The sequence below is a fragment of the Mesorhizobium sp. M0800 genome (assembly GCF_040320095.1).
Lineage (GTDB): Bacteria > Pseudomonadota > Alphaproteobacteria > Rhizobiales > Rhizobiaceae > Mesorhizobium.
Map to the genome: position 1 here is coordinate 1 of NZ_JAMYOZ010000019.1, position 23,852 is coordinate 23,852.

A 23,852-nucleotide genomic window follows, 5' to 3' on the forward strand; every position below is an offset into this window, starting at 1 on the left:
GCTCCGGCGTCAACATCAGCAAATCACTCAAGGCGGCACCTCCTGCCACCTTGAATCACCCAACAGAGATCAACTCAACAAATTAATGGGTCCTGACCCTAGCTAGGCGCGTGTCACGTTTTGTATAAGGCACAATAGCAGTGAGAAATGGAGATTGATGCCTGCGCGTTTTCGAATAAGACAATCACTAAGCTGTCAGCGGAATTACATCAGGAATTGTCTATAGCCGCCGCCCATCAGGTAGCGGCCACGTTGGATGGCGCGACGCACCTGATCGCGAAGATGGCTACCTGGATGAGACCAATCTTCTTCGACACGGCGTCTCCCGAACAGGGCAATGGCGATCTCCTGATGAGATGCTCCCGCAAGCGAGCCATCCAAAGCCTGGAGCACGAGACGCAGACGCGCTCCGCGGGGCTCCGGCGGAAAGCAAGCAGCTGCCAGGCGGCCGCAACCATTGATGTCGTTCAGGAACTGAAGGGCAGCGACATGGAACTTCAGGTGCTGCGGCTGCACGATCGCGTCGACATATAGCCGCAACGGGCGGAGAACGGATGCACCGGAAAGGGCGATCTGCAGACTCCGGCAGTCCTCCCTCAGCAGCACGTGCTGCACGCCGGCAGGTGTCAGCAGGATGTCCTTGCAGCATGAGAGCGAAGAAAGATCAAGCGGTTCAAAATCGCGGTCGAGCCCAACCGGCTCCGCGGCCGCTCGTAGGATACGGGCGCAGTCGCGCGGATCCCAAAAAACCCTTGCCGACGTAGCGTCCGACTGTGGCGCGTCCGCGAAAAAGGAGGCTCCATTGTCTTAGGAAAGATGATCCTGTCGTCAACTCGATTATCTTCATGTCGGCCTGGGCTCCGACAATGCAGGCGGACGGTGCCATTTTGGCGTGGTCGCGCTGGAATTGTGGATTGCGCCGAAGAAACTCCCAGGCCCAGGCAGTGCGCGGCAATCGTCTGGCGTAGTGGTAAGCTTCGTGACGACGCCAGTCCGGCCAGCATTCAAGACCGACCGTCGCTTCCTTGGGCAGACCAGCATCCTTCACGGCTCAGGTGTCCACAATGCCGACGGGCCTAGAACCGGTTGCCACAGTACCGGTCCGCTCAGACGTCCCCTGCTGCGGATGCGCAAAAGGCTCGCGCGGGAAATCTCGAGAAACCCGGCCACCGCCTCCGTTTTGCCGACGGACTTGGGTTGTCCGATGCGCGACAATGGCCACGTCGCGAGGCGAAGGATCCGTTCCATGCGCGTATCCGTCACCGTTACTATCCGGGTCAGATCCTTGGCCAAGCCGAACTCGATCATGCCCGCGAAGAGCTCGTAGGTTGCCTGGGCCAGCCCGCCCGCTGCCTTGGGCGCCGACGGAGGGAGATCGAGCGCGAAACGACTGCTCTCCCATATGTCGGCAGTCGAGGGCATGACGTCAGCACCCAGCAGCACCGGGAACGTGTCGCGCAACATTGTGGGTCCGGTGCTGGGCAAAAGACGCACGCAACCGCGAATTCGCCAGTCGGATCCCCTGAGGAGCAGATAGACAGGCTTCAGACCATCAAACGGGTCTGTTTCCATCTGGTCTTCGGTATCAACTTCCCAATCGAGCCTTTCCTTGAACACCCGAAACCTGAGCCCGTGCATCTCTTTGAGCTCGCTTGCGAACTCGTTGTAAAGGTCTGGTGTTATCAGCTGCATCATGGTCGCCTCCGTGCGGGATGTGTTCCCGCCATCGAAGGGCAAAGCTGGCAACGATGCAGCCTGTAGAGGTTTACAGCTATCGTGGCAGAAGAATCAGGATCTCGCCTGGCCGGAGGCAACCAATCGTGCAACGGCCTGGTTGATCGTTCGAACGCCAAGCTTTGCCTTGGCGTTTTCCAGATGAAAGGTCACGGTGCGCTTTGAGACGCCGAGAAGCTGGCTGATAACCCAAGCCGACTTGCCGCGCGCCGCCCATTTCAGGCACTCGAACTCCCGCGGGGTGAGCGTTACACCATCCACCACGCGATCGTCGGCGAGCCTGCGCCGGACATGGATATGAAAGTTGATGGCCACCAGCTGCAATGCTTTTTCGTAACGTGTCAGTGACCGCAACAGAGGCGGGCGGGACTCGTCGGAAGCAAAGGTCAGGGCAGCAAACCGGCCGCAATGATCATGCATGGATATCGTCAGGCCGCCGCGGATGCCAAACTCAGCCGCACTCTCCAGAATTTGTTGCTGCGAATTCGGCAGACAGTGCCGAGCGCGATCCACACCCCAATCGAAGGTATCCCAGCCTTGCAGCCCGCGCAGGATGACCGGATCAAGACTGTGGTACCGCTGTTGCAGATAACGTGATGTCCAGGATGATGGATAGTTTGAGATCAATTGCGGGGCGTCGCCGGAGGCCGACGGGTAAGTGAAATAGGCGAATAGCGGAAAATCGAAGCCGGCTGCAGCGGATGCCATTGCCTCACGGAGATCGGCAGCATCAACACTTGCAGACAGTTGCTCGACGAAGTTCTCAAACACGCGATGCATTTGAGCTTTGCGTAACCTCCGTGATCGCTCGATGCCAGGCAGAGACCTTGTTTTAAACAATCCCGGACGGATACAGGGCGTGCCGAGGACCCCGTTAATCTGGTGAAACCCGTGATATTCTGACGTTGTCTATGAGACGTGTGCCGCCGAGCCAGGCCGCGACAAGCAAGCGTGCCGGTTGGTCAAGGCTTGTCATCGGTCGCAGATCTGCCTCGTCGCGAAGTTCTAGGTATTCGACCTCGCGATAGCCTGCAGCCAGAATTGCTGCGCGCGCTTCGGCAAGCGTTGGCAGGACGGGCGAGCCGCGGGCAAGCCGCTCAGCCGTCTCGAGCAAGACCGATGGTAGCTCGGGGGCAACAGCACGCTCTGCTGGCGAGAGCCGGACATTGCGCGATGATAGTGCAAGACCGTCGGCTTCGCGGATTGTCGGACAAGGAACAATGGTGATTGGAATATCCAGGTCCCGGGCCATACGCCTGACTAGCTGAAGCTGCTGAAAGTCCTTTTCGCCAAAGAAGCCGAAGTCAGCGCTGGTCTGCAGGAAGAGCTTGGAGACGACGGTCGCCACGCCATCGAAATGTCCCGGCCGGAAGGCACCGCACAGACCCTCGCTGACACCGGAGACCGAAACGGTCGTGGCGAAGGCCGCCGGATACATCTCCTCTGCATCCGGCGCATAAAGCAGGTGCGCGCCAAGCGGTGCCAGCTTGGCGGCATCCTCGTCCTCAGTGCTCGGATACGCGGCGAGATCGGCCTGGCTGTTGAATTGCTTCGGGTTGACGAAGAGCGTCACGATCACCCGGTCGGCCTTCACGAGTGCCGCGCGCACCAGGCTGAGATGGCCCTCATGCAGGACGCCCATCGTTGGCACGACGGCAATCCTCACGCCCTCGCGGCGCCATGCGGCGACGATTTGGCGAAGCTGGGCAACGCTCCTGACAATCGGCACGCTCACGCTGCTTCTCCGCTCTTGGTGGCGTCCGCGTCGGCGGGCTTGGGCGCATCGGCAAACACGTGCTCGGCGGCCGGAAACTGGCGCTCCTTCACTTCCCGCGCATAGGCCGCGATCGCAGCCGCAGCGGCCTCCCCCAGTTCAGCGTAGCGCTTGACGAATTTGGGCCGGAAGTCGCCGAAGAGGCCCAGCATGTCGTCGACGACGAGAATCTGGCCGTCACAGGCTGCCGAGGCACCGATGCCAATGGTCGGGGTCGCCACCTCCCCGGTAATCCGGCGGGCGAGCGCCTCGGGAACCTTCTCCAGCACGACCGCAAAGGCGCCCGCTTCGCTCACCGCAAGCGCGTCGCGCCTGATGCGCTCGGCATCCCCGCCTCTGCCCTGCACGCGGTAGCCACCGATGGTGTTGATCGCCTGCGGCGTCAAGCCGACATGGGCCATGACCGGCACGCCGCGCGCGGCGAGGAAGCCGATCGTCTCTGCCATCGTTTCGCCGCCTTCGAGCTTGACGGCCCCGCAGCCGGTCTCGGCCATGACGCGCGCGGCATTGCGGAAAGCCTGCTCGGGGCTTTCCTCGAAGGAACCGAACGGCAAGTCGACGACCATCAGCGCCTGCTCGAGGCCACGGCGCACGGCCTGGCCGTGCGTGATTATCATCTCCAGCGTCACACCGAGCGTGGAGGGCAGGCCGTGGAGAACCATGCCGACGCTGTCGCCGACCAGCACCACATCGCAATGGGGATCGACGAGCCGGGCGACTGGCGTCGTGTAGGCGGTAAGGCAGACGAGCGGCGTCCCACCTTTACGCGAACGAATATCCGGCGGTGTGATCGCCTTGGTGTCACCAAACGCACTCAATGGAACCTCCTTCCCCAACGTTACCAACCGCGGGTGTCGCGTTTGCCACATTTTTGTGCAAGTGCGAAGAGCTAAAAATGGCCGTGCAGCTTTGCGGTGTTGACGTGCTGACAGGCGCGCTTACAGTTAAATCGATTCAGGCGCCCCCGAGCTGGCCAACCACTTTCGCGAACATGGACGATCAGGCAAAAGGACCCAGGAAAGACAGAGCTGCCGTCAAGGCCGACGAAGTCAAAGTGGACCTGATCGCCTTTGTCGTCGCCGTAAACGACGGTGAACCCTGTGTCCTCACCATCGGCCAGGCGGACACCCTGCCCTCCGGACCATTTGCGCTTGAGCACCGATCGCTGCAATCCGGTTTGAGGGGGTGGGTCGAGCAGCAGACCGGCCATCCGCTGGGGTATATTGAGCAACTCTACACCTTCGCCGATCGGGATCGCATCGGCGCCGAGCGCCAGCAGCGCGTCATCTCCATCAGCTATCTCGCATTGACCCGCAAGGAACAGGCAGCTGGCTCGCCCAAGTGCGGCTGGCAGAGTTGGTATGAATATTTTCCATGGGAGGACCACCGCTCGGGCACGCCTCCGGTCGTGCTGGACGTTCTGCGACCGCGCCTGATTGAATGGGCAGACGGCGTCAGCGACGCGGCCGCGCGACGTGAACGCTGGCAGCGGGCGACGATAGCCTTCGGCTTCGACGACCGCTTTTGGAACGAGGAACTCACGCTTCAACGCTATGAGTTGGTCTACGAAGCAGGCCTGGTCCAAGAGGCCGGAAGCGGACGGGACGCGACGCCGCCTCCGCTGGTGCCCAGCAAGTCTATGGTCGCCGATCATCGCCGCATCGTGGCGACCGGCATTGCGCGGCTGCGCTCCAAGATCAAATACCGGCCGGTCGTCTTTGAGCTGATGCCGCCGGTCTTCACGCTTTTGCAGCTGCAGCGAACCGTGGAGGCGCTCGCCGGCAGGCTCATCCACAAGCCGAACTTTCGCCGCCTGATCGAGCAGCAGGAGCTGGTCGAAGAGACCGGAGAGGCCACCACGGAGACCGGCGGCCGGCCAGCGAAGCTTTACCGGTTCCGCCACGCCGCTCTCGACGAGAGGGTCATCGCCGGGACAAAATTGCCGCTGGCGCGGGGTTGACATCCCTTATACTCACAGCAAGTATATGCTGGTTATTTTCAACTAGAGTATAAGCTGGAGGGGTCGATGAGCGCCATGCTGCCGACGGCCGCGTTTCTCTACGAGCGCGTCCGACGAGTGATCCCGCCGATCGAATGGCCGGCTTTCGTCGAGGATATCGAGGCGATCCTTGCATTGAAGCGCGAGCGCAACGCCATCATCCTGGCGCACAACTATCAGACGCCCGAGATCTTCCATTGCGTGGCCGACATCGTCGGCGACAGTTTGGCACTGGCCCGCAAGGCTGCGACGATTGAGGCGCAAGTCATCGTGCTGGCCGGCGTACATTTCATGGCCGAAACGGCCAAGCTGCTCAATCCGCAAAAGACGGTGCTCATTCCCGACCTGCGGGCAGGCTGTTCGTTGGCGGAATCGATCACGGCAGAAGACGTGCGCTTGATGCGCCAGCGTTATCCCGGCGTGCCGATCATCACTTATGTCAACACGTCGGCCGAAGTGAAAGCCGAGTCGGATATCTGCTGTACATCCGGCAACGCCAAGGCGGTCGTCCAATCCCTTGGCGTTCCCCAGGTGATCATGTTGCCGGACGAATATCTGGCCCAGAATATCGCCGCCCAGACCGATGTGCAGATCATCGCCTGGAAAGGGCATTGCGAGGTGCATGAGCGCTTTACACCGGCCGACATCCGCGAGTTGCGCGAAAGCCATCCCGGCGTGATCGTGCTCGCGCATCCCGAATGCCCGCCCGACGTCGTGGCTGAAGCAGATTTTTCCGGCTCGACCGCTGCCATGTCCGACTATGTCGAAAGGCAAAGGCCGGCACGTGTCGTGCTGATGACGGAATGTTCGATGAGCGACAACGTCGCGTTAGCGCACCCAGAGGTCGAGTTCATCCGGCCCTGCAATTTGTGCCCGCACATGAAGCGGATCACGCTTGCCAACATCCGCATGGCGCTCGAGCAGAACCACCATGTCATAACCATCGAACCCGGGATCGCCGGGCGCGCGCGGCTTGCGGTCGAACGGATGCTGGCAATTTGAGCGCCGATATCCGCAGCTTCTTCGGGCGGCCCATCATCGTCGGCGGCGGCATCGCCGGACTGATGACCGCGCTTCAACTGGCGCCGGAGCCGGTGCTTCTTCTGTCCAGGACGCTGCTGGGAGCTGACAATTCGAGCACCTGGGCACAGGGTGGTCTGGCTGCAAGTTTCGGCGAAGACGACGATCCAGCACTGCACCTGGCCGATACACTTGCCGCCGGGGAGGGTCTCTGCGACACAGACGTGGCGAGCCGCATCCTCCAAGCCGCGCCCAAGGCGATAGAGGGGCTTGCGGGCTTTGGGGTTCCTTTCGACCGTACGCCGAAAGGTTCACTGTGCCTCGGATTGGAGGCCGCACACAGCCGACGTCGCATCGTTCATGCGCATGGTGACGGCACCGGGCGTGAGATCATGCGTGCCCTGATCGCGGCTGTGCGTTCCACTCCGTCGATTGTTGTCGTGGAGGGCGTGGAAGCGCGCCGGCTGGCGGTGCGAGAGAATGCGATCCGAGGCGTCTGGGCGAGCGGCTCGACAGGACCTGTCTTCTTCGGCTCACGGCGGGTCGTCCTCGCCACCGGTGGGATCGGGGGACTGTTTCTCGACACCACCAATCCTTGGGGCAGTTGCGGACAGGGCCTGGCGCTTGCGGCCCGCGCTGGAGCTGTCCTTGCCGACCTCGAGTTCATCCAGTTCCACCCGACCGCGCTTGACGGCCCGGAACGCCCTATGGTGCTGATCAGCGAGGCCGTCCGCGGCGAAGGTGCTGCCCTGATCGACGAAACCGGCCAGGCTTTTCTCCAGAGCGTGCCAGGGGCGGAACTTGCGCCTCGTGATGTCTTGGCGCGCGCCGTCTGGAACCATCTTGCCAACGGCCACCGTGTTTTTCTCGACGCGCGGCAACGGCCTGGCCCGGAATTTGCTCGACACTTCCCGACAATCGCATCAGCCTGTCGTGGAGCCGGCATCAATCCCGCGCGCGATCTCATCCCCATTCGTCCGGCCCAACACTACCACATGGGTGGCGTTGCCGTGGACTGCTCCGGTAGGACGTCCGTCAAGGGGCTGTGGGCCTGCGGCGAAGTCGCTTCGACAGGACTGCATGGCGCCAACAGGCTCGCCAGCAATTCCTTGACCGAGGCCGTCGTGTGCGCGCGCTGGGTCGCTGAAAGTGTTGCCGGAACGCCTGCTCGCAGAACAAAGCCTGCGTTTGCGGACGTTTACCCATCGCCCGCTCCGATTCCGGTGCGTGTTTTCCTGTCGCGCGCACTCGGCATCGTCCGGGATGGTGAAGGTTTAAAAGCAGCCGCACGTGCCTTATTGCCGCTCGCCGATAGCAAGGACGCGGCCTCGGATCCGGCGGCTGCCGGGCTGATGATCGCGGTTGCCGCCCTGTTGCGCGAAGAAAGCCGCGGCGCTCATTACCGGACAGACTTTCCTCATCATGCGACTGTCGCCCGACGGTCCGAAATCACCCTCGAAGCCGCCTTGGCCGCTGCGCGGGAACTCGGACACTCGCCAAGCCTCGAAGGGGCAAAGTGATGACGCTCTCACCGCTTCCCACGGTCATGCTTGAGCCGCTTGTAAGGGCAGCTCTTCTTGAAGACCTTGGCAGAGCCGGCGACTTGACCACGGAGGCCATCGTCCCGAAGGAACGCCAAGCGGGAACCGTGCTGGCGGCGCGCCAGTCCGGAGTTGTCGCCGGCCTCGATCTGGCGATGCTCGCTTTCCGCTTGATTGATCCTGATATCGAAATCTCGGTGGAGCGGGCAGACGGCTCCAATGTCATGGATGGAGAGGTCATTGCATCAGTGGTTGGCCCTGCCCGGGCCATTCTCACAGCCGAACGGACGGCACTCAATTTTTTGTGCCATCTGAGCGGCATCGCTACAGCAACGGCATCGATCGTCGCTGCGGTTCGTGGATATGGCGCGAAGATCGTCTGCACGCGCAAGACGACGCCCGGATTGCGGGCAGTCGAAAAGTATGCGGTGCGCGCAGGTGGCGGATCCAATCACCGCTTCGGCCTCGACGACGCAATTCTGATCAAGGACAACCACATCGCCATCGCAGGCGGCGTTCGCCCGGCGCTCGAGCGAGCACGAAGACGGGCCGGTCATCTCGTCAAGATCGAGGTCGAGGTCGATACGCTGGCCCAGTTGGAGGAGGTACTTGGCTTCGCTCCCGATGCGGTTCTGCTCGACAACATGTCCCTCGCCGATCTTCGCCGCGCCGTCGCAATCGTTGGCGGCCGTGCTATCACCGAGGCTTCTGGCGGGATCGCATCCGATACAGCGCGAGCGATTGCCGCGACCGGCGTTGATCTGATTTCAGTCGGCCGACTGACCCACAGCGCGCCGATCCTGGATATCGGCCTCGACTATTGGGGCTCATGATCGCCTGAGGAACGAACAGGATCGAATCAACTGTCCTTTCCGATCGTCATCAATCAGACAGCAAAGCAAGGCAGAACCGGAGGAACAGCATGGACATGCAAACAGCGAGTCCAACGCAGACATCGCCACAGGCTCAATCCCCTGACCCTGGAGCGTGGACCCTGGAGAAGGCTCGGGCACTTCACGATGCCCCCTTCAACAATCTCCTCTTCCTCGCGCAAACCGTGCACCGCCAGAATTTCGATCCCAACAAGGTCCAGCTCAGCCGGCTGCTCAGCATCAAGACGGGCAGATGCCCGGAGGATTGCGGCTATTGTAGCCAGTCGGCGCATCACGAGACCGGCCTGAAGGCGTCGAAGCTGATGGAGGTCAGGCGCGTCATCGTCGAGGCGAAGAAAGCGCGTGACGCCGGCGCAACCCGCTATTGCATGGGCGCGGCCTGGCGAAACCCCAAGGCGCGCGACATGGATGCGGTCGTGGCGATGGTCGAAGGCGTCAAGGCGCTGGGCATGGAGACCTGTATGACGCTCGGCATGCTCGATCTTGAGCAGGCCGCTCGAATGAAGCAGGCTGGTCTCGACTACTACAACCACAACATCGATACGTCGGAACGCTACTATAGCGAGATCATCAGCACGCGCAGCTTTGCCGACCGGCTCGAGACGCTCGAGCACGTTCGCCAATCCGGCATCAAGGTCTGCTGCGGCGGCATTGTCGGCATGGGCGAGGAGCCGGTGGACCGGATCGACATGCTGGTGACGCTGGCCAATCTGCCGGAACATCCGCAAAGCGTTCCGATCAACATGCTGATTCCGATCGCCGGCACCCCGCTTGCGCACGCCAAGCCGATCGAGCCGATCGAATTCGTGCGCGTGATCGCGCTGGCGCGCATCATGATGCCGAAATCGCATATCCGACTTTCGGCCGGCCGCACCGCCATGACCGACGAGATGCAGGCGCTGTGCTTTTTTGCCGGTGCCAATTCGATTTTCGTCGGGGACACGCTGCTGACGGCGGACAATCCCGGCGAGGACAAGGATACCCTGCTGTTCCGGCGCCTCGGCATCGAGCCGATGGAACTCGAGGCGCAATGAACGGGGCACCGCTTGCCCGCTATGAGGCGACCTTGCAGGGACTGGCGCGCAAGGACCGGCTGCGGACGCTGAAGCCGCGCGCCGGCCTCGACTTCTCGTCGAACGACTATCTCGGGCTTGCCGCCTCCAAAAGACTTGGCGAATCGGTTGCGGCGGCGATCGCGCGGGGCACGTCGGTTGGCGCCACCGGGTCGCGGCTGTTGCGTGGCAACGCGCCGGAGCATGAGGAATTGGAGGCAGACGCGGCGGCATTCTTCGGGACCGAGCGCGCGCTGTTCTTCGGCAGCGGCTACATAGCCAATTTCGCTCTGCTGACCGCCCTGCCGCAGAAGGGTGACCTGCTGATCCTCGACGAACTTGCCCATGCCAGCATGCGTGAGGGTGCACAGGCCGGGCGCGCCGAGGCCAGGCTGGCCGGGCACAACGACGTCGACGCTGTCGAGGATGTCATCACCCGCTGGCGCGCCGAAGGCGGCATGGGGCGCGTCTGGATCGCGGTCGAAAGCCTTTACAGCATGGATGGCGACCGCGCGCCGATGGAGAGCCTCGTCGCGCTTGCCGATCGGCACGAGACGTTCCTCGTCGTCGACGAGGCGCATGCCACCGGTGTCTGGGGACCGGATGGCCGCGGCCTTGCCGCCGCTTTCGAGGGCCGGGACAACATCATAGCGCTCCATACATGCGGCAAGGCGCTCGGCGCTTCCGGCGCGCTGGTCACAGCGCCGCGAACGCTGTGCGACTATCTCGTCAACCGATGCCGGCCATTCATCTACGCTACTGCGCCATCGCCGCTGATGGCGGTCGCGGCGCGCGAAGCGCTCGCAATGCTCGCCGACGAGCCCATGCGCCGTATTCAGCTGCATGAGCGGGTCGCTTTCGCGAGCCGCCAGTTGGTCGAGCGCTGCGGCGTAAAGCCCAGCGGCTCGCAGATCCAGCCAGTTGTCATCGGCGACGTCAGCCGCGCAATGGCGGTGGCGGCGGCACTGCAGGCCCGCGGCTTCGACATACGCGGCATTCGTCCGCCGACCGTGCCCGAGGGCACGTCGCGGCTGCGCATCTCACTGACGCTCAATATCGGCGAAGCCGACATTTCCGCCATGGTCGAGGCGCTGGTCGAGGTGTTGGCCCAAACATCACCGGAGGCGATATGACCCAACGCATCGTCATCACCGGAACGGATACCGGAGTTGGCAAGACCGTGTTTGCGGCTGGGCTCGCCGGTTTGCTGGACGGCTTTTACTGGAAACCGGTGCAATCGGGCCTCGACGGCGAGACCGACAGCGAGGTTGTCGCGCGGCTTGCCGGCTTGCCCTCAGAGCGCGTGCTGCCGGAAGCCTACCGCTTGCGAAGCCCGCTGTCGCCGCATCGTTCGGCCGAGATCGACGGCGTGGCGATCAAGGCTGCCGATCTTGCTTTTCCCGTCCTACCGACGCCGCTCGTCATCGAAGGCTCCGGCGGCCTAATGGTGCCGCTCAACCGGCGCACAAGGTTAATCGACATCTTCGCTGAATGGCGGCTGCCCGTTATTCTGTGCGCCCGCACCACACTCGGCACCATCAACCACACCTTGCTATCGGTCGAGGCGCTCCGCGCCCGCTCCATCCCGTTGGCGGGCATCGCTTTCATCGGCGATGAGATGGCCGATACGCAACGGACCATCGTGGAATTCAGCGGTGCGCCGCAGCTCGGCAGGCTGCCGCACCTCGATGTGCTGACGGGCAAAACACTGAGGGACGCAATGGTTGCCGGCTTCGCCTTCGCCTCGATTACTGGAGGTGACTGATGTCGCAGTCTCATGTGTGGCATCCCTTCACCCAGCACGCGCTCGAGCCTGCGATCCCAGAAATCGTCCTGACTGAGGGCGCCTATCTCCACAGGGCCGACGGCGCCCGCATCCTGGACGCCATCTCCTCCTGGTGGGTCGTCACACATGGCCACCGCCATCCCCGCATCATGAAGGCAATCGAGACAACCGCGTCGAGCCTCGACCAGATTATCTTTGCGGGCTTCACGCACGAGCCGGCAGAGCGCTTGGCCAAAGCGCTTGTCGGCCTCGCTCCCGCTGGACTCGACTGGGTGTTCTATTCCGACAGTGGCTCGACCTCAGTCGAAGTCGCGCTGAAGATGGCGCTCGGTTATTTCCGCAACATCGGCGCGCCGCGCTCGCGCATCGTCGTCATGGAGCACAGCTATCATGGTGACACGATTGGAACGATGAGCGTCGGTGCGCGTGGCGTGTTCAACGCCGCCTACGAACCCTTGCTGTTCGAGGTCGACATCATCCCCTTTCCGGCCGCGGGGCACGAGCAGGAGACGCTGGATCGTTTCGAGGCTGTGACCCGCGATCGACGAGCCGCAGCCTTGATCGTCGAGCCGCTGGTGCTGGGCGCCGGCGGCATGCTGATGTATCCAGCATCGGTTCTGGCCGAATTGAAGAAGATCACTGAGGCCTCCGGCTCGCTGCTGATCGCCGACGAGGTGATGACCGGCTGGGGACGCACCGGAACCATGTTCGCCTGCGAGCAGGCATCGATTTCTCCAGATATCCTGTGCACCTCCAAAGGCTTGACCGGCGGCACCATCCCGCTGGCCGTAACGCTTGTCACCGATGCCATCTTCCGGGCGCACTATTCCGAGGACCGGAAGAAGACGTTTTTCCATTCGAGCTCCTACACCGCCAATCCGATTGCCTGTGCGGCAGCACTCGCCAATGTCGAGATCTGGCGCGACGAGCCAGTGGCCGGGCGGATCACGGCCTTGAGCGTGATGCAGGCCGTCGGGCTTAGACGCTTTCGGGACAATCCATATTTTGCCGACTGTCGAGCCACGGGAACGATCGCGGCGCTCGACCTGCGAACCGGTTCCGCAGGTTATCTCGCCGAGATTGGTCCGAAGCTGCGCGCTTTCTTCCTCGAGCGCGGACTGCTTGTGCGCCCGCTCGGCAATGTCCTCTACCTTCTGCCACCCTATTGCATCGCAGGCGACGAGCTCGAACGACTCTATGACGCCATCGAGGAGGCCGGGGAACGCTTCGGGTCCAGGCCATGAGCAAGTCGTCGCGCATTCTCGGACTTGGCCATCACGTGCCTGGGCGCAAGGTGGCCAATGCCGAGATCGAGAGCAATCTCGGCCTCGAGCCGGGCTGGATCGAAAGGCGTACCGGAATCCGTTCGCGCTTCTGGGCAACGGACGAAGACACGCTGTCTGGCTTGGCCACGCAAGCCGGCGACATGGCTTTGGCGAACGCCGGTATTGCGCGCCACGACATCGGTCTGCTGTTGCTTGCCACCTCGACGCCCGACCATCTTCTGCCGCCAAGCGCGCCGCTGGTCGCACACAAGCTTGGCCTTGGCCGCGCAGGCGCGGTCGATCTGACCGGCGCCTGCGCCGGCTTCATCTATGCGCTCATGTTTGCGGACGGGTTCACCCGCCTGCATGGCAAACCAGCGCTGGTCATCGCCGCCAACATCCTCAGCCGCCGCATCAATCCAGCCGAGCGCGCGAGCTCAGTCTTGTTCGCCGATGCCGCCGGCGCCCTGGTGATCGGTCAGTGCGATGATGCTGATCGGGGCATTCTCGGTGCCTCGGTGGCTTCGGACGGCTCGCGCTACGGGCTGATCCAGATTCCCGCAGGAGGAAGCAACACGCCGTTCCATGGCGACCTCGACCTCGGGCAGACCCGGATGACGATGACCGACGGGCCCGAAGTGTTCGCAAAGGCCGTCGAGATGATGACCGATTGCTCGACAACCGCGCTAGCCACTGCGGGAGTGCGGCCACACAATGTCGGCCGGTTTGTGCCGCATCAGGCCAATACTCGGATTTTCGGCGCGGTCGGAAGAAACCTCGGCATTGCGGACCAAGCAATTGTCAAGACGATTGCCGAATACGGCAACTCTTCGGCCGCGACGGTCCCGCTGTCGCTCTCGCTCGCCAACCAGATGAAGCCATTCCAGCCAGGAGAGAAAATCCTTCTGGCGGCGGCGGGTGCGGGTCTCAGCGGCGGCGCTCTCGTGGTTGGAATCTAGCCGGCCGGCTCACGCGCGCAGGATTGGTCATGAATGGCAATAGGAGCAACAGAACCAATGCCAAAATGGCCTTCTGAAGCTCGACATGACCAAGCTGACGCAGCACGACCCGTGCGAGCCTCTGGATGAGTTCAAATGCAACACCCGTTGCACCAATCGTACCATCTGAATAAAGCTCAATTACAAAGGGTGAGCCGCCCCATATATGTCGGATACCCGACATTGTTCACATAAAAGGCTCGATGCTTACACGCTCTTTGCTGGCTGCTCTTTGCTGTCTTCTCTTTTCTCTTTGCTCTTTGCTCTTCCGTCTTGACTAGCAGGAGCCTGCGGCTTATCTCATTGCCGCGTTAGCACTCGCTTCGGCTGAGTGCTAGGCATGCTCCGGCAACGGAGCACCGTTCAACATCCGCACCAAGGAAATCCAAAAATGGCAAAGTCGAATTTCCGGCCGCTGCATGACCGCGTGGTCGTACGCCGGGTCGAATCCGAATCCAAGACCGCCGGCGGGATCATCATCCCGGATACGGCGAAGGAAAAGCCGCAGGAAGGCGAGATCATCGCCGTCGGCTCCGGCGCTCGCGACGAAGCCGGCAAGCTGGTCCCGCTGGACGTCAAGGCCGGCGACCGCATCCTGTTCGGCAAGTGGTCGGGCACCGAAGTCAAGCTCAATGGCGAAGACCTTCTGATCATGAAGGAATCCGACATTATGGGCATCATCGGCTGATTATCGGCCTCACCGTCAACTGAATTTCGGGCTTGATCGCAAGCCCCTGCCAGGAGCTAAAAAATGGCTGCCAAAGACGTAAAATTCTCCCGCGACGCCCGCGAGCGCATGCTTCACGGCATCAACATCCTCGCCGACGCGGTGAAGGTGACCCTCGGTCCCAAGGGCCGCAACGTCGTCATCGACAAGTCGTTCGGCGCACCGCGCATCACCAAGGACGGCGTCACCGTCGCCAAGGAAATCGAGCTTGAGGACAAGTTCGAAAACATGGGCGCGCAGATGGTCCGCGAAGTTGCTTCGAAGACCAACGACATCGCCGGCGACGGCACCACCACCGCGACCGTTCTGGCACAGTCGATCGTCCAGGAAGGCCACAAGTCGGTTGCCGCCGGCATGAACCCGATGGACCTCAAGCGCGGCATCGACCTCGCCGTCGCCGACGTCGTCGCGGCTCTCGGCAACGCTGCCAAGAAGATCAAGACCTCCGAGGAAGTTGCCCAGGTCGGCACGATCGCCGGCAATGGCGATGCTTCGGTCGGCTCGATGATCGCTGAAGCGATGCAGAAGGTCGGCAATGAGGGCGTCATTACCGTCGAGGAGGCCAAGACCGCCGAGACCGAGCTGGAAGTCGTCGAAGGCATGCAGTTCGACCGCGGCTATCTCTCGCCCTACTTCGTCACCAACGCCGACAAGATGGTTGCCGAGCTCGAGGACGTCTACATCCTCCTGCACGAGAAGAAGCTGTCCAACCTCCAGGCGATGCTGCCGGTTCTCGAAGCCGTCGTGCAGACCTCCAAGCCGCTGCTCATCATCTCGGAAGACGTCGAAGGCGAGGCTCTGGCCACGCTGGTCGTCAACAAGCTGCGCGGTGGCCTGAAGATCGCCGCCGTCAAGGCGCCGGGCTTCGGTGATCGCCGCAAGGCCATGCTGGAAGACATCGCCATCCTCACCGGTGGCCAGGTCATTTCGGAAGACCTCGGCATCAAGCTCGAGAATGTCGGCCTCAACATGCTCGGCCGCGCCAAGAAGGTGTCGATCTCCAAGGAGAACACCACCATTGTCGACGGCGCCGGCAAGAAGGACGAGATCCAGGGCCGCGTTGCCCAGATCAAGCAGCAGATCGAAGAGACCACGTCGGACTACGACAAGGAGAAGCTGCAGGAACGTCTGGCGAAGCTCGCGGGCGGCGTCGCGGTGATCCGCGTCGGCGGCGCGACGGAAGTCGAAGTCAAGGAAAAGAAGGACCGCGTCGACGACGCCCTCAACGCGACCCGCGCGGCCGTGGAAGAAGGCATCGTTGCAGGCGGCGGCGTCGCACTGCTGCGCGCTTCGGCCAACATCAAGGTCACCGGCGTCAATGCCGACCAGGCTGCCGGCATCAACATCGTTCGTCGTGCACTGCAGGCTCCGGCCCGTCAGATCGCTTCGAACGCAGGTGCGGAAGCTTCGATCGTTGCCGGCAAGATCCTCGACAACAAGGGCGCGACCTACGGCTACAACGCCCAGACCGGCGAATATGGCGACATGATCGCCATGGGTATCGTCGATCCGGTCAAGGTCGTGCGCACTGCCCTCCAGGACGCGGCCTCGGTCGCCGGCCTGCTCGTCACCACCGAAGCCATGATCGCGGAGGCTCCGAAGAAGGAGTCAGCTGGCGGCGGCATGCCTGGCGGCATGGGCGGCGGCGGTATGGGCGGCATGGGCGGTATGGATTTTTAATCCAGCCCCTATCAACTTACAGCGGACAGGGCGGCAGCAATGCCGCCCTTTCCTTGTGTGCCGAACATGATCGAAACCTTGGAGTGCGTCCCGAGGATCTCGTTCGAGCCTCACCGCATGGTCGAGAATTAGGATCTTGTCCGATCGAGCAATTCGCGGGCTCAACCTGGTCAAACCGGCGCCCCCTACGAACTGCCCGATCCTTGAGGATTCCGCTGCGCGACAATCACGATGCTTCATTCAGTTGGTAGCTATAGGCGGTGAATCATGAGGGGCATTGAGGAGCGTGGCAAGGCGCCCATCTCGGCATTTAACTCCATCGAGCGTGATATCAGGGACAATTCTCTCATCGGAACCGGCGGCTGGCGTTGAAGGACCCGGTGAATCATCCTGTTCTATAGTGGAGCAGACGCGCTCTGAGCCTCAAGATCAAGCGTTTCCTCCTCTGAGTATCCTTGATCTGCCGCTGGACATTCTCGTTGATATTGCTGAGCGGCTCAGCCCGATGGATCTGCTGAGGATTTCGCACACAAATCAAGAGCTGCGTGTCGCCGCGATGATAATCGCAACGCCTCAAGAAAGGCGGATTCAGGTTCAGGCCATCTGTGGCAGCCCTTGCAACCGGGCTCCAGCAGCGTCTCGTCGTCGTGGCCGAGGGGCCTCGTGACCCCGACGACTGCGCTTCGGCCTTGTGGGGCCTCGGAGCGGGCGTGGCAGCGCTTGCACCCGAGCTCCAGCGGCGTCTCATCCTCCTCGCCGAAGGGCTTGAGCCCAGGTCTCAGACCATTGCCCTGGAGGGCCTCGGAGCAGGCGTGGGTGGCGGACATAGCAGCCTGTCCCATACCTATGAATACGTTTGGCTGAAGCAGACCGATGGCTGCGCGTCGAAGCCGAAGCCGTCGAGTTCGCGGACAAACGGGAACTGCGCGATCTTGCTCGACATGAGCGTGTCGAGCTGGTCGCGGATCGCCGTCAACTTCAGCCGATCCAGGATTGCGATCAGCAGGTCATGATCTAGGGTCGTCATCACCAGCTCCCTCCGGCCACCGCTTCGTACTCGGCGAGTGGCCGCAGCAAGGTGGCCGGGGGTGATCTTGATCCGCTCGGCGCGCACCGGCCCTTCGAAGCCGGCAACGCCGACAAAAGGCTCTGTCGCAAACCTGGAAATGGGGTTGTGAACGGCCATTTCGGCCTGTCCGTCAGGCAGCGAGGAGATCGAAACAGCGATCGACAGACTTGTAGGCATACCTCGCCTGTCGCTTGCCCATCATGTGGATCATCTCGATGCCGGAGAGGATAACCACGTCGTTCGCATGCGACTTGAAGCCGAGCATGGATCGAATGCGGCTTGATACGCCGGTGATCCTGTTCGATCCGATTGTTGAGATGCCGGCTATTGCGGAGCGGATCGGCTTCAGCGGTCGCCGCGATCGCTGCCGCAGCCGGCTTTCAGCGTCGCAGGAAAGGATTGCTTCGTAATTGGTCTGGCTGCCGTCGATGACGATGCGCTCCGGCCGGCCATGGCGCGTCAGCGCCTTGCGGAGGAAGCGTTGGGCCGCCACCAGGTTACGGTTTTCGCTAAAGAAGAACTCGACCGTATCGCCGAGGATGTCGATAGCGCGGTAGAGATACATCCATGGCCGCGGACCTTGATGTACGTCTCGTCCAATGCCACTTGCTGCCGACCACACGCTTGCGCCGGTTGAAGCGCTCCAGCAGCTGCGGCGAGAAGTGGGCAACCCAGCGATGCACAGTGGAGTGGTCGACCTTCAACGCGTTCGGCCATCATCTCTTCCAGATCGCGCAGGCTCAGAGTGTAGGCCAGGTACCAGCGCACGCACAGCAGGATCACCGACTGGTCGAAATGGCGGCCCTTGAACATCACGTGCTCCTCCACAGCTGAGGCGTTTTTCTTGCCATGCTCGCTTACAAAAAGGTTTGCGACAGAGCCGTTCGAACCGCATGCCGACACCATCGTCAAGGGCGGCCGCGATGTCCATTATGGCCACAAGCTCAACCTGACGACGGGCAGGCAGTCTGTTCTTTCAATTTAGACCAACTATGCGGATGCCGCCTCAGTCAATTCAAGAATGTAACCAATGCCGCGCATGGTCGTGATACGTGGCGTTGCACCTGACCTACTCAGGTGTCCACGTAAGCGATAGATTCCGACTTCAAGCGCGTTGGCAGATACCTCGTCGTTGAACGAATAGAGGTGATCTTCCAACTGCGCACGAGGCACGATGCGGCCTGCACGGATAAGCAGATGCTCTAAAATACATAGTTCGCGGCGTGCGATCTTCAGAGGATGACCCGAGACGGAAACCTGTCGGCCGATCGGATCGAAATTGAGATTGCCAAATACAACGATGGGGTCGGTCACCTGTGTCGACCGGCGCAGAATGGCTCTCATTCTGGCGATGAGCTCATCGAAAGAGACGGGCTTGAGCAGAAAGTCGTCCGCGCCACCGTTGAAAATTGCAATCCGCTTCTCGAGATCGTTGATGCTACTCATAATGAGGGTTGGAACTGAATGCCCGTTGCTCCTTAGCTGTCTCAGCCAGCCCAAGCCATCGCCATCTGGCAGAGCCAACTCCAGCAGGAGAATTTCATAGGTTGCGCAACAAAATGCCCTCGACGCCTGTTCCAGGTTGCCAACTACATCAACGGCAAAACCGCTATCCCCGAGCGCAACTCGCACAGCGCGCGTAAGATCCACATGATGATCAATGAGCAGCGTTCGCATTTCACGTCCTATCAAGGTCGGACAGGTCACCGTCCGCTGTAAGACCGGGGCGACAGCGGAAGTCGCGCAACTCTTCGTAGTGTTCGTAACGCTCTTTCCGATGGGTGATCGCGGGAGCATGCAAGCCGCACGCCTGCAATAGTCGGGGATGGAACACGTGAAGACCTGTTGACGGGCTGAAACCGTCGGTCGGCCAGCCCACAATGCCACCGACTCTGCCTGCGATTTCTCTGCGCATCGATCCTCCTATGGGTTGCGTCGCAAACTCCAGCTGAGGTCGCAAGGGCAGGTTGCGGCTTTGTTCATTGAGAGGACCCCCTGGAGGCAATACCAGGAGGATTCCCTATAGGGCACTTCCCGATTTACCACCGGTCATTCCGAACCACGTTCGGCGGCTTTGAAGACACTCATTGAGCGCGGCTAGGTAAATCAAGGGTACGACCTGCCGGGTGTCGATGCCGCTTTTGAAGCAGGCATCGGCACCAGCTCGGTGAGCGTCGCCCGCGCAATTCAGCGGACGCGCTCGATACACCCAGTCGAATCGTGCCGCAACTTGCCGCGCCGACAGGGCGCCCGAAGACTTCAGACTTGTGACCGAAGGTCTACGCCCAGTCCTCCTCCCATTATCCACCTCCCTCAAATCAAAGTGGACGTTCAATCTGAACAAATTACGCCATCGTATCACAAACGACTTACCGATCCCCGACGTGCTCTAGCCTTAGTGCTTGTTAAGAAGGTCGGCTACTGTCTCTCCGCGTCGCCGGGCATCGGCGGCGAGCCACACCTCCCCCACCTCATACACGTCGCCGTGGGTACTGAACGGCACAATGACGTCAATGGCAGCCGACAGCAGGTCAAGAAGCGTGTGGTCTTCCACAGCAGCTCCTTGCGGGCTGCTCTTGACGAGTGAAAAGAGCTTTTTAAAGCCTTGGACCGGATCCGCCCCATGAATCGTTGATATTGATCCCGCATGGCCGGAGACGACTTCGCTAAGGTAGGCCCAAGCAGCATCATCGCGCATCTCGCCAAGCAATATTCGATCAGGGCGCATGCGCAAGCTGGCTTGCAACAGTTGCTCGGCTGTCACCGCACCTACGCTTGCTCGGTCCTTCGGATAGAGTAACCGGACATGGTTCTCGTGCGGGATTGCAAGTTCGAGCGTGTCCTCGATACTTATCAGCCTCTCTTGCGGGGGTATAGCGTTGATCAAAGTCTTGCTCATTGTCGTTTTGCCGCTTCCAGTAGGTCCGCAAAGCAGCATCGTGAGCCGCCCGCAAACGCATGCTCGCAAAAATTGCTCCAAGTCACCATGGTCGTAGTGCTGAAGAATCGTTTCGTCCTGCCGCTCTTGGCGCTCCTTTCGTGACCGCCATTGATTCCAACGCGAGTATTCGTAGCGAGAAGAAACTTCCTTGAGTTCGGTCACACGACTTGAGGGACGCCGTATCGTCAGGCTTATTGTTCCTGAGGGAACAGCGGGCGGCAAACAGATCTGCAGCCGCTCTCCGTTCGGCAGCTCAGTCGCACAGAGGGGGCTTTGCGGTCCGACATCTTGCTTGCGCAGCGCTCCAGCGAGGATCGCGATGTCCTCCAGATCGTCATAAGATAGCGGTAGCGGATGTTTCGTGAAAACGCCGGCCTGTCGGACAAAGGCTTCCCCAGGCCGGTTGATAGCGACCTCTTCGGTCCTTGGCTCCTCAAGCCATTTCAAAACAGGGTTGAGAAGCAAACGCAATTGAGGGTCAGCCTCCGGTCGCATTGTTGTCTCTCCGGCGTTGGCGATGTTGGGGGGCTGGCGCCACGGCGATCGGTCTAAGATCGTATACATCTGAGAAATCGAGGTCCCGAGCCACAAAGATCGATACAGCATCTCCCTGGTTTTTCTTCAGAGTTGGCGGAACGTTGATCGTTGCTCTAAGGGTCGTGTCAACGGCTTGTCCGGCGTTGCTCTGGAAGCTGTTGATGCCGCTTCCTCCACCTGAGCTGCCAGCGTATTGACCGGCGGCCTGAAACGCGCCTTGAATGACGCTCATGAGCATTGCTCCGCCAAAGCGCTGCCAGAAGTGATTATCCACCGTGCCAGGCATTCCGGAGCGGCCGAGCTCGTCAGCGCCCGGCGACGCTAGCGAAACGAGGGCATGGTCAGGCGTTTCGATGCGCGTCCACAGCACGAAGACACGCGCATCCCCCTGTTGGAGACCACGCTGGATCTCGCCAATCACGGTCGTCCCGCGATCCAAAAGCACCACGTTGTTGGTGGCGCCGCGGACGTCTTTAGGTAAGACGCACTTCACATAACCCGGTAAATTTGTGTCGACTGCCGTTTGCAAAATGCAGGGAATTATCGTTCCTTGGGTAATCACGAGATCAGGGTGCGGCAAAAGTGTGGCCCGGCTTGGCTCCTGTATATCTGGCTTCAATCGCCCCGTCAGATCGCCAGCGTCTGAAATCTCATGCGAGGTCGCGGGAGCATCCCTATGGTTGTCTTCGCTCCGCTGACCGTCGTTGGGCATTTGACCGCTGCCACTGTAGGCGAAAATTGGTGTTTCCTCCGGCGGCGGATCAGCTGGCGCCGGAGGCGGCGTGGATGGCGCAGGATCTCCTGCCTGCGCCGCCTGTACGGGTGCTGGAGCTTCGGGAGCAATCTCAATCGGCACGGGGCGGAATGGCTCGGCGTCGGCGACAATTGGAGGTTTTGGCTGAGTTGGCTCGTCTTGTGTGCTGGGACGACCGCCGAGCCAGATGAGCGATAGAGATGAGATGAGAACAAGAGCAGCGACGGCCAACTTCTGCAATCCCGAAACATGCCGGCGGGCCGGCTCCGAGACCATCGATCCTGAGGCATGGACATCATGTCCCGACTGTGGGCCGGTTTCATTCATCGGCCGGGCCTTTCAAAACGCGCCACACGTCGGGTGTCACTGTACCGGTCACTGGCGCTCGTCCCACAGGGTCATAAGCCCTGTTGAAAATGGACAAGACCGTATTGCCATCTCTCAGACGCCATTCCCGGGCGACTGCGGATACTTCAACATAGTCTCCTTTGACCGTGTAATTGGCAGCGGCTTCCTTGCCGTCGGGATTGATAATGTAGAGGGAGGGTATGCGGGAATTGCTTGCGAAGCCAAATACGGTGGTAAAGCCATTATCGAAAACTTCCAGCGGCGCCAGCGATCGATCGCCCTTTGCGACGTAGTGAAAATTGCTTTCGTCCGGACTGGTAGTTGCGGCGGGCCGATTCAACAAATCCTGAACTCTCTCGTCGCGCAGCACTTTCGCCCGGGCCTGACCAAGAATCGAGCGCCTTTCTGCGTCCTTTCTCTGAGCAGCAGCCTCATCAGCAGGATAGGTGAACTGCACACTGTAGTATAGGTCAGGTTGCTGCTCATCGAGTTTTGGCATCGCTCTCGTTGAAATACTGAAGACGTATCTCCGTGTACCGGACTCACTCTCGGCCAGCACGATGACCGGCTGCGGCGGGAGCATCCGGCTAGCCTTAAAAAAGAGATAGTTGGCGCGCGGGAGCGCAGCCAGGTCTTTGCTATTGGAAACGGCCACGGCTGCGACTGTCTCGTTGGCCGCGAATGTGACAACCAGCGTTGCCCCCACTGCGGTAGACAGGCGCACCACTTCGTCAGGACGGTAAGCCAGGTAGCGCATGCGCGCATCATGCTTGCCGGCAAGTGGTGTGTCTTCCGCGGACGCTTCCATCGTTAAGAAGAGTGAACAGACCAGCGCGAGAAACGCTCTTTTTGTCATGGCTGCACATAGCCCAGGTTCGATACGCTATCTTCCGAGCTTTGATAGGAAGTGACGAGTAGACCTCCCGGATTGGTGAGCCTCGATTGCCCAGGCAGACCCGTCAAGCGCTCGTAGCGGATGGTAGCTGTCCAGGTGGTCACTATCGGCATCTGCCCATCGACAACAAGCGTACGTTTGTAACGGATCTGTTGAACGTCCGGACTGATGTCGTTTGAAGAAATATGCCCGACCTCGAGCTTGCCGCGTTTGCCGACCGTGACTTGCGGCGAGGTGGGATTCGGATAGTTGAAGAAATCTTGATATTGCTGTCGCACAGCCGGCGCGCTGAAACTGGATACGAGGTCATAGGCGTATTGGGCTGTATCTGCTGTGTACCCCTCGCGCAGGCGTACATATTCCCACAGCGAAGCATTTATGACGGCTCGGTCTTGGGTTGCCGGCAGTCGAGAGACTGACACTTCGCTGTCGACGGTCCCATCCGGCCGGACCCAGAGGAACACAGGTACGAGCTTGGCCAACGGGACCATGGCAGCAATGGTAAATGCCTGGGCAACATTTCCTAGGACCGCCGCTGCGGCAAAGGCTATCAGGGCCTTTGACAGGCGCCGCGCAGACTTCGCTCGTGAAGTTTGAAACGCTTCCACCTTCTTATAGTGGGCGGCTAGCGTTTCTCTCTCCACCAGAAGGGCATGTTCAGGAACTTTCACTTTGGCTCTTCCGCGCATTCGACCTGAAGATCCTCAGGGGTGGTTTCCCATTGTCCCACGTTCAGTTGGAATGGGGCACCCGCGCATGTCGCAAGCCCATGGCTCGTCTTGCAGGCGGCCAAAGCGAGGATTGACAGAAGTAGGCAATATTTCATGTTTTTGGCACCG

Annotated in this window: 24 protein-coding genes and 1 pseudogene; 11 read left to right on the forward strand and 14 right to left on the reverse strand. The window is 61.0% G+C overall.

Features of this window, described 5'->3' with window-relative positions:
* Positions 1-204: 204 nt before the first annotated feature.
* The 6 genes from NKI18_RS21000 to panB all read right to left on the reverse strand — a co-directional run bounded on the left by NKI18_RS21000 (position 205) and on the right by panB (position 4,326).
* On the reverse strand, positions 205-615 hold the full coding sequence (locus tag NKI18_RS21000) for a DUF2285 domain-containing protein (protein WP_084641649.1): 411 nt from the start codon (positions 613-615) through the stop codon (positions 205-207).
* A 58-nt stretch (positions 616-673) separates the two neighbouring features.
* Positions 674-1,048: a transcriptional regulator domain-containing protein gene (locus NKI18_RS21005; protein ID WP_352480277.1), complete on the reverse strand. Its 375-nt coding sequence runs from the start codon at positions 1,046-1,048 to the stop codon at positions 674-676.
* Positions 1,045-1,695, reverse strand: a complete 651-nt coding sequence (locus NKI18_RS21010) for an acyl-homoserine-lactone synthase (protein WP_352480278.1) — start codon at positions 1,693-1,695, stop codon at positions 1,045-1,047. The genes NKI18_RS21005 and NKI18_RS21010 overlap by 4 nt, the downstream gene beginning before the upstream one ends.
* A 93-nt stretch (positions 1,696-1,788) precedes the next feature.
* Positions 1,789-2,514 (reverse strand): LuxR family transcriptional regulator, encoded by a 726-nt coding sequence (locus NKI18_RS21015; RefSeq protein ID WP_352480279.1) that lies wholly within the window; start codon positions 2,512-2,514, stop codon positions 1,789-1,791.
* A 94-nt stretch (positions 2,515-2,608) separates the two neighbouring features.
* Positions 2,609-3,469 carry a pantoate--beta-alanine ligase gene (gene panC, locus NKI18_RS21020; protein ID WP_352480280.1) on the reverse strand — a complete coding sequence of 287 codons (861 nt, stop codon included), beginning with the start codon at positions 3,467-3,469 and terminating at the stop codon, positions 2,609-2,611.
* Positions 3,466-4,326, reverse strand: coding sequence for a 3-methyl-2-oxobutanoate hydroxymethyltransferase (gene panB / locus NKI18_RS21025; protein ID WP_353020359.1), 861 nt, complete (start codon positions 4,324-4,326; stop codon positions 3,466-3,468). The genes panC and panB overlap by 4 nt, the downstream gene beginning before the upstream one ends.
* A 173-nt stretch (positions 4,327-4,499) precedes the next feature.
* Between panB and NKI18_RS21030 the strand changes: the two genes are divergently transcribed.
* From NKI18_RS21030 to groL, 11 genes are all read left to right on the forward strand, one after another.
* Positions 4,500-5,468, forward strand: a complete 969-nt coding sequence (locus NKI18_RS21030; RefSeq protein ID WP_352480292.1) for an NUDIX hydrolase — start codon at positions 4,500-4,502, stop codon at positions 5,466-5,468.
* 66 nt (positions 5,469-5,534) lie between these two features.
* Positions 5,535-6,509 (forward strand): quinolinate synthase NadA, encoded by a 975-nt coding sequence (gene nadA / locus NKI18_RS21035; RefSeq protein ID WP_352480282.1) that lies wholly within the window; start codon positions 5,535-5,537, stop codon positions 6,507-6,509.
* Positions 6,506-8,047, forward strand: a complete 1,542-nt coding sequence (locus NKI18_RS21040; RefSeq protein ID WP_353020360.1) for an L-aspartate oxidase — start codon at positions 6,506-6,508, stop codon at positions 8,045-8,047. The genes nadA and NKI18_RS21040 overlap by 4 nt, the downstream gene beginning before the upstream one ends.
* Positions 8,047-8,901, forward strand: coding sequence for a carboxylating nicotinate-nucleotide diphosphorylase (nadC, locus tag NKI18_RS21045; RefSeq protein ID WP_352469119.1), 855 nt, complete (start codon positions 8,047-8,049; stop codon positions 8,899-8,901). Before NKI18_RS21040 ends, nadC begins: the two co-directional genes overlap by 1 nt.
* 95 nt (positions 8,902-8,996) lie before the next feature.
* Positions 8,997-9,995 carry a biotin synthase BioB gene (gene bioB, locus NKI18_RS21050; protein ID WP_353020419.1) on the forward strand — a complete coding sequence of 333 codons (999 nt, stop codon included), beginning with the start codon at positions 8,997-8,999 and terminating at the stop codon, positions 9,993-9,995.
* On the forward strand, positions 9,992-11,146 hold the full coding sequence (locus tag NKI18_RS21055; protein WP_352480283.1) for an 8-amino-7-oxononanoate synthase: 1,155 nt from the start codon (positions 9,992-9,994) through the stop codon (positions 11,144-11,146). Before bioB ends, NKI18_RS21055 begins: the two co-directional genes overlap by 4 nt.
* Positions 11,143-11,778, forward strand: a complete 636-nt coding sequence (gene bioD / locus NKI18_RS21060) for a dethiobiotin synthase (RefSeq protein ID WP_023673640.1) — start codon at positions 11,143-11,145, stop codon at positions 11,776-11,778. The genes NKI18_RS21055 and bioD overlap by 4 nt, the downstream gene beginning before the upstream one ends.
* A complete protein-coding gene (locus NKI18_RS21065; protein WP_352480285.1) occupies positions 11,778-13,043 on the forward strand; it encodes an adenosylmethionine--8-amino-7-oxononanoate transaminase in 1,266 nt (421 codons plus the stop codon). The genes bioD and NKI18_RS21065 overlap by 1 nt, the downstream gene beginning before the upstream one ends.
* On the forward strand, positions 13,040-14,023 hold the full coding sequence (gene bioZ / locus NKI18_RS21070) for a 3-oxopimeloyl-[acyl-carrier-protein] synthase BioZ (protein ID WP_352802071.1): 984 nt from the start codon (positions 13,040-13,042) through the stop codon (positions 14,021-14,023). Before NKI18_RS21065 ends, bioZ begins: the two co-directional genes overlap by 4 nt.
* Before the next feature lie 430 nt (positions 14,024-14,453).
* Entirely contained in the window at positions 14,454-14,750 is a 297-nt protein-coding gene (gene groES, locus NKI18_RS21075; RefSeq protein ID WP_019863563.1) for a co-chaperone GroES, read from the forward strand.
* A 63-nt stretch (positions 14,751-14,813) separates the two neighbouring features.
* A complete protein-coding gene (gene groL, locus NKI18_RS21080) occupies positions 14,814-16,469 on the forward strand; it encodes a chaperonin GroEL (RefSeq protein WP_353020361.1) in 1,656 nt (551 codons plus the stop codon).
* An 868-nt stretch (positions 16,470-17,337) separates the two neighbouring features.
* Here the strand turns inward: groL and NKI18_RS21090 are convergent.
* The 8 genes and pseudogenes from NKI18_RS21090 to NKI18_RS21125 form a co-directional block, all read right to left on the reverse strand.
* Positions 17,338-17,496, reverse strand: a pseudogene (locus NKI18_RS21090) (ATP-binding protein); the annotation flags it as partial.
* Between the two features lie 172 nt (positions 17,497-17,668).
* Positions 17,669-18,103 carry a DDE-type integrase/transposase/recombinase gene (locus NKI18_RS21095; protein WP_352572603.1) on the reverse strand — a complete coding sequence of 145 codons (435 nt, stop codon included), beginning with the start codon at positions 18,101-18,103 and terminating at the stop codon, positions 17,669-17,671.
* A gap of 425 nt (positions 18,104-18,528) precedes the next feature.
* Positions 18,529-19,215, reverse strand: a complete 687-nt coding sequence (locus NKI18_RS21100; RefSeq protein ID WP_023679590.1) for a response regulator — start codon at positions 19,213-19,215, stop codon at positions 18,529-18,531.
* A gap of 718 nt (positions 19,216-19,933) precedes the next feature.
* On the reverse strand, positions 19,934-20,974 hold the full coding sequence (gene virB11 / locus NKI18_RS21105; RefSeq protein WP_023673699.1) for a P-type DNA transfer ATPase VirB11: 1,041 nt from the start codon (positions 20,972-20,974) through the stop codon (positions 19,934-19,936).
* The gene (gene virB10, locus NKI18_RS21110; protein WP_023679589.1) at positions 20,958-22,097 is read right to left on the reverse strand and encodes a type IV secretion system protein VirB10; all 1,140 of its coding nucleotides are present in this window, start codon (positions 22,095-22,097) and stop codon (positions 20,958-20,960) included. The genes virB11 and virB10 overlap by 17 nt, the downstream gene beginning before the upstream one ends.
* Positions 22,090-22,974 carry a TrbG/VirB9 family P-type conjugative transfer protein gene (locus tag NKI18_RS21115; protein WP_352480564.1) on the reverse strand — a complete coding sequence of 295 codons (885 nt, stop codon included), beginning with the start codon at positions 22,972-22,974 and terminating at the stop codon, positions 22,090-22,092. The genes virB10 and NKI18_RS21115 overlap by 8 nt, the downstream gene beginning before the upstream one ends.
* Positions 22,971-23,684: a type IV secretion system protein VirB8 gene (locus tag NKI18_RS21120; protein WP_023679587.1), complete on the reverse strand. Its 714-nt coding sequence runs from the start codon at positions 23,682-23,684 to the stop codon at positions 22,971-22,973. Before NKI18_RS21120 ends, NKI18_RS21115 begins: the two co-directional genes overlap by 4 nt.
* Entirely contained in the window at positions 23,681-23,839 is a 159-nt protein-coding gene (locus NKI18_RS21125) for a type IV secretion system lipoprotein VirB7 (protein ID WP_081731114.1), read from the reverse strand. The genes NKI18_RS21120 and NKI18_RS21125 overlap by 4 nt, the downstream gene beginning before the upstream one ends.
* Positions 23,840-23,852: the final 13 nt, after the last annotated feature.

Coding starts and splice junctions, on each gene's coding strand:
- NKI18_RS21010 (WP_352480278.1), bottom strand. CDS start 1,695: ATGATGCAGCTGATAACACCAGACCTTTACAACGAGTTCGCAAGCGAG.
- NKI18_RS21015 (WP_352480279.1), bottom strand. CDS start 2,514: ATGCATCGCGTGTTTGAGAACTTCGTCGAGCAACTGTCTGCAAGTGTT.
- NKI18_RS21030 (WP_352480292.1), top strand. CDS start 4,500: ATGGACGATCAGGCAAAAGGACCCAGGAAAGACAGAGCTGCCGTCAAG.
- nadA (WP_352480282.1), top strand. CDS start 5,535: ATGAGCGCCATGCTGCCGACGGCCGCGTTTCTCTACGAGCGCGTCCGA.
- nadC (WP_352469119.1), top strand. CDS start 8,047: ATGACGCTCTCACCGCTTCCCACGGTCATGCTTGAGCCGCTTGTAAGG.
- bioB (WP_353020419.1), top strand. CDS start 8,997: ATGCAAACAGCGAGTCCAACGCAGACATCGCCACAGGCTCAATCCCCT.
- NKI18_RS21055 (WP_352480283.1), top strand. CDS start 9,992: ATGAACGGGGCACCGCTTGCCCGCTATGAGGCGACCTTGCAGGGACTG.
- bioD (WP_023673640.1), top strand. CDS start 11,143: ATGACCCAACGCATCGTCATCACCGGAACGGATACCGGAGTTGGCAAG.
- NKI18_RS21065 (WP_352480285.1), top strand. CDS start 11,778: ATGTCGCAGTCTCATGTGTGGCATCCCTTCACCCAGCACGCGCTCGAG.
- bioZ (WP_352802071.1), top strand. CDS start 13,040: ATGAGCAAGTCGTCGCGCATTCTCGGACTTGGCCATCACGTGCCTGGG.
- groES (WP_019863563.1), top strand. CDS start 14,454: ATGGCAAAGTCGAATTTCCGGCCGCTGCATGACCGCGTGGTCGTACGC.
- groL (WP_353020361.1), top strand. CDS start 14,814: ATGGCTGCCAAAGACGTAAAATTCTCCCGCGACGCCCGCGAGCGCATG.
- NKI18_RS21095 (WP_352572603.1), bottom strand. CDS start 18,103: ATGTATCTCTACCGCGCTATCGACATCCTCGGCGATACGGTCGAGTTC.
- NKI18_RS21100 (WP_023679590.1), bottom strand. CDS start 19,215: ATGCGAACGCTGCTCATTGATCATCATGTGGATCTTACGCGCGCTGTG.
- virB11 (WP_023673699.1), bottom strand. CDS start 20,974: ATGCGACCGGAGGCTGACCCTCAATTGCGTTTGCTTCTCAACCCTGTT.
- virB10 (WP_023679589.1), bottom strand. CDS start 22,097: ATGAATGAAACCGGCCCACAGTCGGGACATGATGTCCATGCCTCAGGA.
- NKI18_RS21115 (WP_352480564.1), bottom strand. CDS start 22,974: ATGACAAAAAGAGCGTTTCTCGCGCTGGTCTGTTCACTCTTCTTAACG.
- NKI18_RS21125 (WP_081731114.1), bottom strand. CDS start 23,839: ATGAAATATTGCCTACTTCTGTCAATCCTCGCTTTGGCCGCCTGCAAG.